This is a genomic window from Streptomyces abyssalis, assembly GCF_001751365.1.
GTDB lineage: Bacteria > Actinomycetota > Actinomycetes > Streptomycetales > Streptomycetaceae > Streptomyces > Streptomyces abyssalis.
Genome location: NZ_LJGT01000038.1, coordinates 1,284,498 through 1,299,047 on the forward strand (window position 1 = coordinate 1,284,498; position 14,550 = coordinate 1,299,047).

The window sequence follows — 14,550 nt, forward strand, 5'->3', positions numbered from 1 at the left end:
CGCGGGAGGGCGAACCGGAACGGCGGGAACGGATGCGAGGTGTGACCATGGGAGCTACTGGCGCCGGGTGAGAGGACGGACGTCATGGCTCGCGCAGTGTGGTCAGGATCGCTGACATTCGGGCTGGTCACTCTTCCCGTCCAGCTTGCGACGGCGACGGAGTCCCATACCGTCCGCTTCCACCAGCTGGAGCGTGGGACCTCCGACCGCGTACGCAACAAGAGGGTGAACGAGCGGACCGGCAAGGAAGTCCCGTACGACAAGATCGTCAAGGGATACGACACCGGTGGCGGCGAGTACGTCGTCGTCGAACCGGCCGAACTGGACGAGATCACCCCCGGCCGCTCCCAGGCGATCGAGATCTCGGGATTCGTCGAGCTGGACGCCATCGAACCCGCCTACTTCGACAGCACGTACTTCCTCCAGCCGCGCAAGGAACAGGCCAACGTCTACGGGCTGTTGCGGGACGCACTGGCGGAGACCGGGCGGGCGGGCATCGCGGTGATGAGCATGCGGCAGAAGGACTACCTCGTCGCGGTGCACGAGCAGGGCGGGGTCCTGGTGATGCACACGCTGCACTGGGCGGACGAGGTCCGCGACCCGCACGAGACGCTGAGCAACCTGCCACCGCGGTCCGAGGCGCCGGCCCGGGAGCGGAAGATGGCAAGTCAGCTGATCGAAGCCATGGCGATGGAATGGAACCCGCACGACTACCGGGACCGTACCCAGGAGCGGGTGCGGGAGCTGGTCGAAGCGAAGCGGGCCGGTGAGACCGTGGAGAAGGCCGAGAAGCCGCCCGAGTCGACGAACGTGGTCGACCTGATGTCGATGCTGGAGGCCTCCGTCGACCAGGCCCGCTCCTCCCGTACGGGTACGGGCCGGAAGGAGAAGGCCGCCAGGTCAAAGGCCGGGACCGGGGCGGGGGCCAGGGCAGGGACCAAGTCCGGGGCCAAGTCGGGGACCACGAGCGGGACCAGGGGCGGCACGGCGAAGAAGACGGCCGGTAAGAAGCCCGCTCGGAAGAGGTCAGGGCCGGACCTGGGCGGTCTCACGAAGGACGAGCTGTACCAGCTCGCCACGGAGGCCGATGTCCCCGGCCGTTCCCGCATGAACCGCGCCGAGCTCGAAAGGGCCGTCGCACGGAGCGCCAAGAGCGCCGCCTGAACGTTGACTCGGCCTGAGAGGCGGCCGTCCCGACGTCTGTTACTCCCGAGGTCGTGCGGGTACCCAGGCGTTCGCCACGCTCAAGGAGTCGCCTGATGACCGAATCCGGCTCGGATCACCCCACGCGCCGGCAGCCGCAGCCGCCGTTCCCCCAGCAGGACGACGAACACCCCGGCTACACCGACCGCATGAGCCCGCGCCCCGACCACGGGGAGGAGAGCTACGAGGGCTCCGGCCGCCTCACCGGCCGCAAGGCCGTGATCACGGGTGGGGACTCCGGCATCGGACGGGCGGTCGCGTTGGCGTTCGCCCGCGAGGGCGCGGACGTGCTGCTGACCTACCTGCCGGAGGAGGAGGGCGAGGCGCGGGAGACCGTCCGCCTCGTGGAGGATGCCGGCCGCCGTGCCGTACCGCTGGCATGCGACATCAGGGAGGAGGCCGAGTGCGGACGCGTCGTCGAGGCTGCCGCCGGCGAGTTCGGCAGGATCGACGTCCTGATCAACAACGCGGCCTACCAGATGTCCCAGCCGGACGGCATCGAGGCCGTCACCACCGATCAGTTCGACCGGGTCGTACGCACCAACCTCTACGGCATGTTCTGGCTGACCAAGCTCGCTCTTCCGCACATCCCCGAGGGCGGGACCATCATCAACACGACCTCGGTGCAGGCGTACAAGCCCAGCCCGCATCTGCTGGACTACGCCATGACCAAGGGCGCGATCGTCACCTTCACCCAGGGGCTCGCGGCGATGCTGATCGAGCGGGGTATCCGCGTCAACGCCGTGGCGCCGGGCCCCGTGTGGACACCGCTGATCCCCTCGACACTGCCCGACACAAGCGAGTTCGGGAAGCAGAGCCCTCTCGGCCGGGCGGGCCAGCCGGCCGAGATGGCACCGGCCTATGTCTTCCTCGCCTCCCCGGAGTCCAGCTACATCACCGCCGAGATCATCAACGCGACCGGCGGCACTCCGCTTCCGTGACGCCCGGACCTGACCCCTGGACTGACCCCTGGATCTGACGGCTGGGCCCGCGGCCTGTACCTGAGGCTCTGCGGCGGCGGCCTCCGGTGACGGCCCGTGCCGGCTACGTCGGCGGCCAGCCCGGACCGTGGTGGGCGAGGCCCGTGGCCAGGGCCGCCGCCGACAGGCAGAAGAACGCCGCCCACGGCCCCAACTGGCGGTCGCCGACCCGAAGATGAGCGCAGAGCGCGCCGGCGAAGTAGAGCACGAGACCGGCGGCGGCGAGCGTGCCGAGCACAGGCACCGCGAACCCGGCCGGCAGCCCCAGGGCGCCGGCCGCCAGCAGAACGCCCAGCGGGCGCATCCAGGACCGGGGCACGCTCAACTTGTCCGCCTGCCTGGCGGGGTAGGCATGACCGGTGAGGTTCGCGGCGGCGGCCAGCCCGCTGACGGCCGAGGCGAGGAGGGTGACCACGAGGTACGTTGCGAACACGGCGGCTCCTTCTTCGCCGGGACCACGGCCGGGTGTTCACCCTGATGACGAGACGGGGCGCCGGAAGGTGACACGCCCCCAGGCGTCAAGCCGGTCCGGCGGCAGCGCCCCCGGCATCCGTTCCACTCGTGGCAAGGGACAGTGCGCGCCCGGGTCCGCACTCGGCGCAACTCGTCGTCGTACGGCCTCCGTTGTAAGTTGCGGGGGCATACGGCAACAGGTGCCGGGCTCGGACCACGTGACCACCACACCCGGAGGTAGCTCGGTTGGGAGCTTCTGAACGGCTTCGGAGGCATCTTCGCGAAGCGAGCGCGGACGCGAGGGAACTCGGGCACGTCGCTCTGCACGGCGGCCGCGGAAGCCACGCGGAGCACGTGGTGCGCAGGCTGGACGATTCGCTGAACCGCGCCGAGGAGGCCGGCCGGGACCTCCAGGCCCAGTACGCCATCTGGCACCACGCCGTGTACGCAGCCCAGTTGGGCGCCCGCAGGGCCCAAGTCATCGCAGTCCTGGGGCTGTTGGTCCTGGCCGGGCTCGGATACGCCGTCGCCTTCTCCGCGACGCGCGGCGTGCTGGAGAGCGTGGCCCACGACCGCTTCAACCCTTCGGATACAGCCCAGCTGATCACCGCCGTCGGCGGCCTGACGACCGCCGTGGGCCTGAGCATCGCCGCCGTCATCAAGGCCGTTGCGCTCCTCGTCCACTCACGCGCGGACATGCTGCGCGCACGTGCCGGTCTGCCGCCGGGCGAGAGCGCAGCCCAGGAGGAACCGCCTTCCGACGCAACCGCTCCGTGACGGGGCCCCGGGGCCGGCAGCGGTCCCGTCACCCGGGCGACGGCGGGTGTCCGGGGGCCAGACCGCCCGGGAGGCCGTCCGGGAGGGTCTGTTCCGCCCAGATCGTCTTGCCCTGCTGGCCGTAGCGCACCCCCCAGCGGCGGCCCAGCTGGGCGACGAGCAGCAGACCGCGTCCGCCCTCGTCCATGAGGCTGGCAGGGCGCAGATGAGGGGCGGCGATACCGGTGTCGGAGACCTCGCAGATCAGTTCCCGGTCGTATATGAGCCGCAGCCGGATCGGCGGGTTGCCGTAGCGGATCGCGTTGGTGATCAGCTCGCTGACTATCAACTCGGTGCTGAACAGGACGTCTTCAAGCCCCCAGGAACCCAGACGGGCGGCGGCGTCAGCGCGTATCGGGGCGACGGCCGCCGGATCGGCCGGAACGTCCCAGGTGGCCACCTGACCCGGGTCGAGTGCGCGCGTACGGGCGAGCAGCAGCGCGGCGTCGTCCTCCGGCTGTTCGGGGAGCATGGCGGCGAGGATGTGGTCGCACGAGGCCTCCAGGGACTCAGGTGTCTCCGTGAGGCTGCGCCGCAGCATGGCGAGGCCCTCGTCGAGGTCGCGGTGGCGGGTCTCGATCAGGCCGTTGGTGTAGAAGGCCAGCACGCTGCCTTCGGGCAGTTCGCGCTGGGACGCCTCGAAGGGCGTGCCGCCCACGCCGAGCGGCGGGCCGGCGGGGAGGTCGAACAGGTCGACGGTGCCCGGCGGCGAGACCACGAGGGGTATGGGGTGGCCGGCGCGTGCCGCGGTGCAGCGCCGGGAGACCGGGTCGTACACGGCGTACAGGCAGGTGGTGCCGGTGTAAGCGGCCGCGGACTCACTGCCGCTCTCGTCCGACAGACGCGTGACCATGTCGTCGAGATGCGTGAGCACTTCGTCGGGCGGAAGGCCCATCTCCGCGAGGGACCGGACCGCGGTGCGGAACCTGCCCATGGTCGCCGAGGCCTGGAGCCCGTGCCCGACGACGTCGCCGACGACCAGGGCGACGCGTGCGCTGGAGAGCGGGATCACATCGAACCAGTCGCCGCCCACACCCGCCTGCCCCTGCGCCGGCAGATAGCGGGAGGCCGTCTCCACCGCGCTCTGTTCGGGCAACTGCTGCGGCAGCAGGTCGCGTTGGAGGGTCTCCGCCGTCTTGCGTTCACGGACGTAGCGGCGGGCGTTGTCCATTGAGACCACGGCCCGCGCGGTCAGCTCCTCGGCCAGCAGCATGTCGTGGTGGGCGAACGGCTCCGGACGCCTGTGGCGCATGAACAGCGTGACCCCGAGGGTGATGCCGCGGGCACGCAGCGGCACCACCATGACCGAGTGGATGCGCTGGGACCCGACCCGTGCCGCCCGCGCGGGATCGTGACCCGTCCACTCGGCGAGCAGCCGGCTGCTCGCCTCGGGCGTGGTCGTCCTCGTCCCGCCCAGGCGCTCGATCAGTTCGGAGAAGCGGGGGTGTGTGACCACCTCCCCCGTCCCGACCAGGTCCCCGGACTCTCCGGTGGCGACGGAGCGCTGTCCCGCACGGCGCACGTCGACGGGACCGTTCAGCGGCCCGGGCGGCGGTTCATTCCCGTGTTCGAGGAAGGTGAGCACATCGACACCGGTGAAGTCAGCGAACTGCGGGACCGTGACGTCGGCCAGCTGCTGCGCGGTGCGCCCGATGTCCAGTGTGGTGCCGATGCGGCTGCCTGCCTTGTTCAGCAGCAGCAGGCGCTGCTGGGCGGAGTACTGCTCCGTCAGATCCTGCGCGGTGAAGCACACACCGCGCAGGTCGCCGTTCTCGTCCTTGGCCGGCGCGACCCAGACCGACCAGGAATGCTCGACTGCTTCGCCCGGTACGCGCACGAAGGTACGCAGATGCTCGCGCTGGTCCGTCTCCACCGCCGTGCGCATGGCCCGCTCGACCCTGCACGGTTCCGGCTGGTCGGTGATGATCTCCGACGGGCGCAGGCCCTGCAGCTGGTCCTCGGTGAGCCCGGCCGCACGTTCCATGTCGCGGTTCGCCCGCACGACCAGCAGGTTCGTGTCCAACAGCCCGAGGATGCAGGGGAATTCGCTGAACCCCCAGTCCATCGCCGTCACGTCGGCACCGCTGTGCAGACGTGCCTCGTCGACACGCACGAGGAGCCAGTCGGGACCGACGGGCGTGGTGCGGCGGCGGGCGAGCAGAGCCACCCGTACCTCGCGGCCGTCCCTGTGGCGCAGCACGACGTGGCCGTTCCAGCTCCGTCGCCCGGCGAGCGCCTCCATGACCGCTTCGGCTCCGGGCTCCGCGAGCAGGTCGGTGCCTGCCCGGCCCAGGACCTCCTCGTGCTCGTAACCCAGAAGCCGGACGGCCCCGGGGCTCCAGCCGGTGACCGTGCCGTGCTCGTCGACGATGGCCGTGACGGGCCGCTCCGCGTCGTCGGCCACGGCGGCCCCATGGCCACCGCGGGCCGCGGGACGGTCTTGCGCCATCACAGCCCACCTCCTACGGCGCGGAGCGTGACGACCGGCCGGCGCCGCTGCCTCCAGCCTGCATCAGATGGGTTACGTGTCTGCCGGGACGGTCTGCCGCCGAGTCGGGTCACCTGCTTCCGCGCCCTTATGCGTCGCGTCCATGTCCGGCGTCCGTACCCGCGCCCGTGCCGTACCCGCGCCCGTGCCGGGCCTGCGCCCGTGTCGTGCCCGTATCCGGACCGTGCCCGTGTCCGGGCCGTGGCAGCCCGTAGCCGCGTGCCTCCCGTCCGTCCGTATGACAGTGCGGGCGGGGCGGGAGCCCGGAAAGCGGGAGCGTGACCGTTCGGGAAACGGCGATGAGTTCTCCCGGTCCCGGTTGTCCGACTGGGGGAGAGACCAGACGACCGGGTTCCTGGAGGGGCATCATGCGGAAGATCGCTGCCGGACTGTTCATCTCGCTCGACGGGGTCGTGGAAGCACCCGACCAGTGGCACTTCCCGTACTTCGACGACGAGATGGGCGCCGCCGTCGACGCGACGCTCGGCGCTTCCGACACCATCATCCTCGGCCGCAGGACGTATGACAGCTTCGCCGGGGCGTGGCCCGAGCGTGAGGCGGCAGGCGGCGAGGACGCCGACTTCGCCAAGAAGATCGGTGACGCGCGGAAGATCGTCCTGTCCAGGCAGAAGCTCGACTTCACCTGGCGCAACTCGGAGCAGCTCCAAGGCGACTTCGCCGAGGCCGTCACCGCTTTGAAGAACGAGCCGGGCGCGGACATCGCCGTGAGCGGCTCGGTCTCCGTCGTGCGCCGGCTGCTGGCCGAAGGCCTGCTGGACGAACTGCAGCTGCTGGTGCACCCGATCGCCGTCCGCAAGGGCATGCGGCTGTTCGACGAGGGGGAGAGCCCGATCCCGTTGAGGCTGGTCTCCTCCGAGACGTTCGGGAGCGGTGTGCTCAACCTCGTCTACGCACCGGCCCGTTCGGCCGGTGACGCCGGTTACGACGACGCCAAGGCTCACCTGCCGCAGGGCTGAGCGGTGGGCGGGCAGCCCGGAGCAGTCCCCGGATCGGTCCGGGAGCAGCCCCCGGAGCGGCCTGCGCGGCCCGGTCCCCCGGGACGGCGGCGTATCAGGGTGCCGCCGCCGTCCCGATGTCCCTGCCGCCCTCGCGCGCGACCTGCCGGAGGATCTTCGTCATCGCCGTGCCCACCGGGGACGGTGCGCGGTCGGCGGAGTGCGCGAGCATGATCCGTCTCGACGGTGCCTCACCGCCGAGCCCGAGCACGCGGACGTCCTCCCGTACGCCGCTCAGGGCCAGTTGGGGTACCAGCGCCACGCCGAGCCCCGCGGCGACCATCGCCTGCGCCTCCTGGTAGTCGTGCGCCTCGAAGGAGACCACGGGTTCGTATCCGGCGGCCTGGCACGTACGGAGCAGCACCTCTGCCACGGGATGGTGGTCCGCCCTGGTGATCCAGCGCTCCCGCGCGAGTTCGCCGACTCCGACGCTGTCCTGGCCGGCCAGCCGGTGCGCGGCCGACACCACCAGGCGCGTCGGATCGGCGAGGAGTTCGCGGACGCTGAGGCCCGCTTCGTCGAGCCGGGACCACTCGTAGTCCCAGAGGACCGCCATGTCGATCTCCCGTGTGTGCAGCAGTTCGAGCAGCCCTGACAGGCGCGCGCTGCGTACCGAGAGCGAGACTCCCGGGTGGCGCGAGGCGAAGCCGGTGATCGCGAAGGGCAGCAGCGAGGCGCCGAACGTGGGGAACGTGCCCAGGCGCAGGGTGCCTGCCCGCGCACCGCGGATGTCTTCGAGCTGCTCGTGCAGCGCGGCCAGCCGGCGTTCGATGCCCGCCACGTGTTCGACGACCGCCCGCCCTGCGTCGGTGAGGTCGACGCCCTTCGCGTGACGTGCGAGGACCTGCAGCCCCAGCTCCGCCTCCAGCTTCCTGATCTGCTGGGAGACGGCCGAGGGCGTGTACGCGAGCTGTTCGGCGGCGGCCGTCATCGAGCCGTACCGCGCGACCGCGGCCAGGAGCCTGGACCGTCCCAAGTCGACATGCACGCCGTGGACTGTAGCAAAACTTAATCCCGCGTGGAGATATGGGAGATGGCGTTCACGGCCGACGTGTAGCAGGGTGTGCCCCACTTGGCGTACAGATTGCATGCAACTTGCATGGGGCATGGGAGGCGGGCGAACGATGCAGGTACCGGCGGTACTGATGCGGGGCGGGACCAGCCGGGGACTGTTCTTCCACGAGGCCGATCTGCCCGCCGGCCCCGCGCTGCGGGACAGCTTCCTCCTCGCGGCGTACGGCAGCCCCGACCCGTACCGCAGGCAGGTCGACGGCGTCGGCGGTGCCACGTCCGCGACCAGCAAGGTGGCGATCATCGGGGACGGCAGGCACCTCGGGGTCGACGTGACGTACGAGTTCGGGCAGGTGTCGATCGACCAGCCGCTGGTGGACCGTACGGGCACCTGCGGCAACATGTCCGCCGCCGTCGGCATCTTCGCCGTCGACGAGGGGCTGGTGCCGGCGACCGATCCCGTGACGCGGGTGACGTTCCGGAATCTGAACACCGGCAAGAACGTCACCGCCCACGTGCCCACCCCCGGCGGCCGCTACGACCCTGCGGGAGACTTCTCGATCCCCGGAGTCCCGGGCACGGGCGCGAGCATCCGGCTGGACTACCTGGACCCGGGCGGCGCGGTCACCGGCTCGCTGCTGCCCACGGGACGGACGGTCGACGAACTGGAAGTGCCCGGACTGGGCGCGGTCGAGATGTCGGTCGTCGACGCCGCCAACCCGCTGCTCTTCGTCCGGTGGGAGTCGCTGGGCCTGACGGGCACGGAACTTCCCGACGACGTCGATTCCGACCCCGCGCTGCTCTCCCTGCTCGAACTCGTACGGGCTTCGGCCGCGGTGCACATCGGGACGGCGGTCTCCCGCGAGGACGCGAGCGCGCGTACCCCGTCCGTTCCGAAGCTCGCCATGGTCGGCCCGCCGTGCGACTATCCGCTTCCGGACGGAACGGTTCAGTCCCGCAGGGACCAGACCCTGCGGGCGTCGATGATGTCGATGGGCCGGCTCCACCGCTCGTACGCGCTCAGCGGCGCCATCTGCACCGCCGTCGCCGCGGCCATCCCCGGGACCCTCGTCGCCGGGGCGGCCGGAGCGCGTCCGGCGGACGAGGAGATACGCATAGGCCACCCCTCGGGCGTGCTTCCCATGACGGCCCAGGTGGAGCGGAACGGCGAGGGATGGGACGTCCCCGTCGTCTCCGGATACCGCACCGCACGGCGCCTGATGGCAGGCGAGGTCGTCGTGCCCGACGCCAGGGTCGCCGCACACGCGTAGCGGCCCGGACCAACCAGTCACAGCCACGTCAGCGCTCGAAGGAGGACCGGCGATGAGCCGCAAACCGATGTCTCGTATCCGGATGACCGGGGTGGTGATGGCTGCCGGTCTGACACTGGCGGCCTGCGGCAATCCCCAAGGAGTCGGGGACGACGGAAAGACCGACGCGGGTGCCGAGGTCCCCTCGCGCGTCGAGATGGTCATCCCCTACGACGAGGGCGGCGGCACCGACACCTGGGCCAGGTTCCTCGCGCCGTATCTGAAGAAGCACACCGCCGGGACGCCGACGTTCCTGCCGGAGAACAAGCCGGGCGGAGAGAGCATCACCGGCTCCAACGAGTTCGTGCGGTCGGGCGGTACGGACGGCAAGGAGGTCCTGGTCACCTCCGCGACGACCTACTATCAGGCGCTGCTGAAGCGCCCCGAGGTGGAGTTCGACTTCTCGAAGATGCGGCCGCTGATCATGAACGGCTCGGGCGGCGTCATCTACACCTCGCCGAAGACGGGCATCAAGAGCGCGGACGACCTGGTGAAGCACAAGAAGAAGCTCACCTACGGCGGCATCAGCGCCACGGGCCTCGACCTGACGATGCTCCAGGCGATGGACGTGCTCAAGAAGCCGGTCGACGCCACGTTCGGATTCGAGGGGCGTGAGACGGCGCTGCTGGCCTACCAGCGCGGCGAGGTGAACATCGACTACCAGACCACGTCCGCGTACAAGACCCAGGTGGAGCCCCTGGCCGAGAAGGGCAAGGCCGTCCCGCTGATGTCCTTCGGGGTGCTCAAGGACGGCAAGGTCGTCCGCGATCCGAACGTGCCGGACCTGCCGACCGTGGAGGAGTTCCACAAGAAGATGTACGGCAAGAAGCCGTCGGGGCCCGCCTACGAGTCCTACAAGGCGTTCCTCGTCCCCGGCACCACGTACCAGAAGGGCCTGTGGGCCAACGAGGACACCCCGGACTCGATCGTGAAGGCCTACTGGAGCACGGTCGGCAAGCTCAAGAAGGACAAGAACTTCGCGAAGAAGAGCGACAGCGTGCTGGGCGGCTATCCGCTCTACTCCGGCGAGAACGCGGAGCAGGAGATCCAGAAGGCGTTCGAGATCGATCCCGCAGCGCGCAAGTACGCCCTCGACATGCTGGAGCGCGAGTACGACGAGAAGCTCGGCGGCACCTGAGCGGCCGCCGCGCCGGGGGCGTCCACCGTGACGGCGCCCCCGGCGCCCGGACGCCCTCCGACGCCCGGAGGCCCCGACGTCTCGGCTGTTCGCAAGTCCCCCGAAAGGTCTGATCGATGCTGGATGCCGCGTTCAGCGCGCTGGGCAACCTCTTCGCCCTGTCGAACTTGATATTCCTGCTGCTGGGCGTCGGCTCCGGCCTGGTCGTCGGCATGATTCCCGGGCTCGGCGGCACGGGCGCCGTCGCCATGCTGCTGCCGTTCGTCTTCGCACTGGAACCCACGCAGGCACTGGCCCTGATCATCGGCGCGGTCGCCGTCGTGCACACCTCGGACACGATCGCGTCCGTGCTGCTCGGGATACCCGGATCGGCGTCCGCGAGCGTGCTGATGCTCGACGGACACCAGATGGCGAAGAAGGGACAGGGCGCGCGGGCGCTGTCGATCGCGTTCATGTCCTCGATGATCGGCGGGCTGCTGGGTGCTCTCGGACTGACGCTGTCGATACCCGTGGCACGTCCGCTGGTGCTCAGCTTCGGGGCGCCCGAGCTGTTCATGCTGACCCTGCTCGGCGTATCGCTGACCGCGGTGCTCTCGCGCGGCAACATGGTCAAGGGGCTGCTCGCGGGAGCGTTCGGGCTGCTGCTCGGGGGAATCGGCGCGGCTCCGGCGGCGGCCGACTACCGGTTCACCTTCGGTTCGCTCTTCCTCTCGGAGGGCCTGGACCTGGTGGCCGTGGCGCTGGGCATCTTCGGCATCGCCGAGATCGTCACGCTCGTGGGCAGCCGCTCCAGCGTCGCCACCGGTTCGGGGCTCGGCAGCGGCTGGCGCACCGGCTTCCGGGACGTGCTGCAGCACTGGCGGCATGTCATACGGGGCGCCCTCGTCGGAATGTGGGCCGGAGTCCTGCCGGGGCTCGGCGCGACCGCCGGTACGTGGATGGCGTACGGGCAGGCGAGGGCGACGACGCGCAAGGAGAAGAAGAAGACCTTCGGCAAGGGCGATCCACGGGGAATCATCGCTCCGGAGAGCGCCAACAACTCCGTCGAGGCCGGCGACCTCATCCCCACCCTGCTGTTCGGGATTCCGGGCGGCGCTCCCGCGGCTCTGCTGCTGGGCGCGCTGCTCGCCTTCAACATCGAGCCGGGTCCGCGGATCATCACCAAGGACCTGGACATCGTCTACACGATCATCTGGTCCTTCGCGCTCGCGAGCATCCTGGGGGCCGCGGCCTGCTTCCTGCTGAGCCGTCCGCTGGCGAAGCTCAGCTTCGTACGGTTCCCGGTCCTGGCCGGCGGGCTCGTCGTCGTGCTGTTCACGGCCGGCTTCCAGGACTCGGAGCAGATCGCGCTGCTCCAGGTCATGCTGCTGCTCGGCGCCCTCGGCTGGGTGATGAAGGTGTGCGGCATACCGCGGGCGCCGTTCCTCATCGGCTTCGTGCTCAGCCTGCCGATGGAGCGCTACTACTTCCTCACCGCGAACCTCTACGAGTTCGGCGAGTGGACCGTCCGGCCATGGGTCCTCGTCCTGCTCGGTGTGCTCGTCGTGCCGACGCTCTTCTCGCTGGTGAAGAAGGTCCGGGCGCGCCGTGACCCCGGCGACGCGCAGCAGGACCAGGAGGACCAGCCGGACGGCGAGGCGGGTGAGGGACCGCGGCCGCCCCGGATCTGGAGCGTCGTCGTCCCCGCGGTGTTCCTGGTCGTCTTCGTCGCGGCGTTCGTGATCTCCCGCGGGTACAGCAGCCAGGCCAGGCTCGTGCCGGGGCTCGTGACCGTCGTCGGGGCGGCGGTGGCCGCGGGCGCGCTGGTTGCCGGGGTGCGCGTGCTGCGGCGGGCGGGTCCGCAGGAGCCGGAGCAGCGTGCGGCGTGGGCCGTCGAATGGCGGGCCGTGCTGCGGTCGTTCGCCTGGCTCGCCGGGTTCATCGCGCTCACGTACGTGCTCGGTGTACTGCTCGCGGCGCTGGTGTTCCTGCCGCTGTTCCTGCGGCTCGTGGCCGAGATGCGCTGGCGGGGCATCGTCGTGTACACGCTGTGCACGGTCGGCGCTCTGGCGGCTCTGGCGGCCTTCGCGGACATCGCGCTGCCCATCGGCTACCTCACGCCGGTCGGGCTGCTGTGAGCGGAGCGGTGACCGGACCGGGCGCTTCCCTTCCACGGGCCGCCGTGGGCCTGCTGGCCGGAGCCGCGGGCGGGCTGCTGCTCACCTGGCTGCGGGTCCCGGCCGGAACGCTGGTGGGCGCCGTGCTCGGCAGTGCCGTGGCCGGCAGCGTGGTCAGGGCGCGGCCGCACCCTCTCCAGCGGGCCGTGCGTACGGCGGGGCTGGTGCTGATCGGCTGTGTGTCGGCCGCGCGGCTGGACGGCCACAGCCTCGGAATCCTGGCGCGGGCCGCGCTTCCCGTGCTGGCGGCGGTAGTGCTGCTCCTCGCCCTCGACGCGGCACTGGCGCGGCGGCTGATGAAGCGTCACCGTCTCGACCCGGCCACGGCGGTGCTCGCCTGCGCGCCGGGCGGGCTCAGTGAGCTGTCCGTACTGGCGGTCAAGGAGGGCGCGGACGTCGGGACCGTCACGGTCATCCATCTCGTACGGGTACTGCTCGTGGTGCTGGTGGTGCTGCCGGTCCTCGTCCTCGTCCTGAGCCGGCTGCCGTGACGGGCGGGTCGCGATGAGAGGCGGGCCGGGTCCGGCGGGCGGGCGGCGGTGAGCGGCGTGGGCTCCGGCGCTCTGCCGGACCTCGCGATGCTGCTCGGGCTCGCCTGCGCCGGGGCGGCGCTGGGCAGGCTGCTGCGGCTGCCGATGTGGCCGGTCACCGGTTCGATCCTGGGTGCCGCGACCGCTCCGCTGATCGGCGCGGGGGGCGCGGCGCCGCCGGGCTGGTGGGCGGTGGCCGGGCAGCTTCTCGTGGGCTGCGGCGTGGGTTCCATGGTGGGGCGGGACTTCTTCGCCTCCGTACGCCGGGTCGTCGTGCCCGGGTCCGTCGTGGCCCTCGTGATCGTCGCTGTGGGTGTGGCGGCCGGTGCGGCCCTCGCCGCCGGCGGCGTCCTCGGACCGGCGCCCGCGCTGCTCGGCTCCATCCCCGGTGGCGTGGGGGAGATGGTCTCGGCGGCGGCGGGGCTGGGAGCGGACAGCGGCCTGGTCGCCGGGATGCACCTGATCCGGCTGGTCGTCGTGCTCTCGGCCCTTCCCCTGCTGCTGCGGTGGGCCCGCCGCCGGTACGGACGGTCCGGATGACGGCGTCAGCAAGGCGGTCAGCCCCGCGTGCGGCCCTCCGATCAGCCGCGGATGCGGCCCTCCGGCCGGCCTCGCGGGCAGCGCTCCGGTCGGTCTCGCGGGCAGCGCTCCGGTCAGCCGCCCAGCAGCACGGCGAGCCGGATCTCGCGGGCCCGGCGCATATGGGCCCTGGCCTCACGTTCCGCCGTCTCGCCGTCGCGTTCCCTGACCGCCCGGGCGACCGCCTCGTGCTCGGCCAGCACCTCTTCGGCGCGGCCCGGGTGCCCCAGGGTCGTCGCCGGAAGGCGCCGTACGGCATGTTCGACCTGGCCCAGGAACCTCTCCAGGTACGGGTTGGCCGCCCCGGTCCGCAGGGCCCGGTGCCATGCGAGGTTCAGCTTGGACAGCTCGGCGACGGCTTCGCGCCCGGCGGCCTCCCGCATGGCGGCGTTGATCTCGTCGAGCTCCTCGACCAGCCCCTCGGGGCACCGCACTGCCGCCAGCCGGGCGGCGAGTCCTTCGAGGTCCTCGCGTACGACGTAGAGAGCGAGCACGTCCTCCAGCGAGAGCGAGGCGACCATCGCTCCGTGGTGGGCGGTCTTGATCACCAGGCCCTCGTCGGCCAGGCGCTTGAGCGCCTCCCGGACCGGCGTCCGGCTCACCTTGAACGCGGTCGCAAGCTCGCTCTCGCGCAGCCAGGCCGAGGGAGGGAGGACGCCGTCGAGGATCGCTTCGCGCATCGCGCCGGTGACGTCGTCGGTCGTACGGCCCCGCACCGCCCCCTGGTGCAGATAGGCGCGGAGGCGCTCCGCGGATTCCTCTGACTGGCTCCGGATGCCGCTGGTCGTAGGTGCCTTGTCCTCCTGCACGAACCGAACCGTACGGGAGTGGTCAGATCGTCCGCAAGTTGAGTACAATCTCGAAGGAATT

At 71.1% G+C, this 14,550-nt stretch carries 13 protein-coding genes; 9 read left to right on the top strand and 4 right to left on the bottom strand.

Annotated elements, in window-relative coordinates; genetic code table 11:
• Positions 1-84: 84 nt before the first annotated feature.
• Together ku and AN215_RS12905 are read left to right on the top strand one after the other, a co-directional pair.
• On the top strand, positions 85-1,164 hold the full coding sequence (ku, locus tag AN215_RS12900) for a non-homologous end joining protein Ku (RefSeq protein ID WP_070009243.1): 1,080 nt from the start codon (positions 85-87) through the stop codon (positions 1,162-1,164).
• 95 nt (positions 1,165-1,259) lie between these two features.
• The gene (locus tag AN215_RS12905) at positions 1,260-2,144 is read left to right on the top strand and encodes an SDR family oxidoreductase (RefSeq protein WP_070009244.1); all 885 of its coding nucleotides are present in this window, start codon (positions 1,260-1,262) and stop codon (positions 2,142-2,144) included.
• 103 nt (positions 2,145-2,247) lie between these two features.
• On the opposite strand, the gene AN215_RS12910 is transcribed toward AN215_RS12905, so the two are convergent.
• A complete protein-coding gene (locus AN215_RS12910; protein ID WP_070009245.1) occupies positions 2,248-2,616 on the bottom strand; it encodes a DoxX family protein in 369 nt (122 codons plus the stop codon).
• A gap of 266 nt (positions 2,617-2,882) precedes the next feature.
• Here AN215_RS12910 and AN215_RS12915 point away from each other — a divergent pair, with 266 nt between their 5' ends.
• Positions 2,883-3,413, top strand: a complete 531-nt coding sequence (locus AN215_RS12915) for a hypothetical protein (RefSeq protein WP_139140728.1) — start codon at positions 2,883-2,885, stop codon at positions 3,411-3,413.
• 28 nt (positions 3,414-3,441) lie between these two features.
• On the opposite strand, the gene AN215_RS12920 is transcribed toward AN215_RS12915, so the two are convergent.
• Positions 3,442-5,901, bottom strand: a complete 2,460-nt coding sequence (locus tag AN215_RS12920) for a SpoIIE family protein phosphatase (RefSeq protein WP_070009247.1) — start codon at positions 5,899-5,901, stop codon at positions 3,442-3,444.
• Positions 5,902-6,308: 407 nt separating this feature from the next.
• On the opposite strand from AN215_RS12920, the gene AN215_RS12925 reads away from it, so the two are divergent.
• Positions 6,309-6,917, top strand: coding sequence for a dihydrofolate reductase family protein (locus AN215_RS12925; RefSeq protein WP_171904178.1), 609 nt, complete (start codon positions 6,309-6,311; stop codon positions 6,915-6,917).
• A 94-nt stretch (positions 6,918-7,011) separates the two neighbouring features.
• Here the strand turns inward: AN215_RS12925 and AN215_RS12930 are convergent, their stop codons facing one another.
• Positions 7,012-7,944, bottom strand: a complete 933-nt coding sequence (locus tag AN215_RS12930; RefSeq protein WP_070009248.1) for a LysR family transcriptional regulator — start codon at positions 7,942-7,944, stop codon at positions 7,012-7,014.
• A 136-nt stretch (positions 7,945-8,080) separates the two neighbouring features.
• Here AN215_RS12930 and AN215_RS12935 point away from each other — a divergent pair, with 136 nt between their 5' ends.
• The 5 genes from AN215_RS12935 to AN215_RS12955 all read left to right on the top strand — a co-directional run bounded on the left by AN215_RS12935 (position 8,081) and on the right by AN215_RS12955 (position 13,641).
• A complete protein-coding gene (locus AN215_RS12935; protein WP_070009249.1) occupies positions 8,081-9,238 on the top strand; it encodes a 2-methylaconitate cis-trans isomerase PrpF family protein in 1,158 nt (385 codons plus the stop codon).
• A 52-nt stretch (positions 9,239-9,290) separates the two neighbouring features.
• Positions 9,291-10,415 carry a Bug family tripartite tricarboxylate transporter substrate binding protein gene (locus AN215_RS12940; protein ID WP_070009250.1) on the top strand — a complete coding sequence of 375 codons (1,125 nt, stop codon included), beginning with the start codon at positions 9,291-9,293 and terminating at the stop codon, positions 10,413-10,415.
• 116 nt (positions 10,416-10,531) lie between these two features.
• A complete protein-coding gene (locus AN215_RS12945) occupies positions 10,532-12,532 on the top strand; it encodes a tripartite tricarboxylate transporter permease (RefSeq protein ID WP_070009251.1) in 2,001 nt (666 codons plus the stop codon).
• Positions 12,533-12,540: 8 nt separating this feature from the next.
• A complete protein-coding gene (locus tag AN215_RS12950; protein ID WP_171904179.1) occupies positions 12,541-13,062 on the top strand; it encodes an AbrB family transcriptional regulator in 522 nt (173 codons plus the stop codon).
• A 57-nt stretch (positions 13,063-13,119) separates the two neighbouring features.
• Positions 13,120-13,641 carry an AbrB family transcriptional regulator gene (locus AN215_RS12955; protein ID WP_139140729.1) on the top strand — a complete coding sequence of 174 codons (522 nt, stop codon included), beginning with the start codon at positions 13,120-13,122 and terminating at the stop codon, positions 13,639-13,641.
• Between the two features lie 113 nt (positions 13,642-13,754).
• Here AN215_RS12955 and AN215_RS12960 read toward each other — a convergent pair whose 3' ends face one another.
• On the bottom strand, positions 13,755-14,489 hold the full coding sequence (locus AN215_RS12960; RefSeq protein ID WP_216093795.1) for a GntR family transcriptional regulator: 735 nt from the start codon (positions 14,487-14,489) through the stop codon (positions 13,755-13,757).
• Positions 14,490-14,550 lie beyond the last annotated feature (61 nt).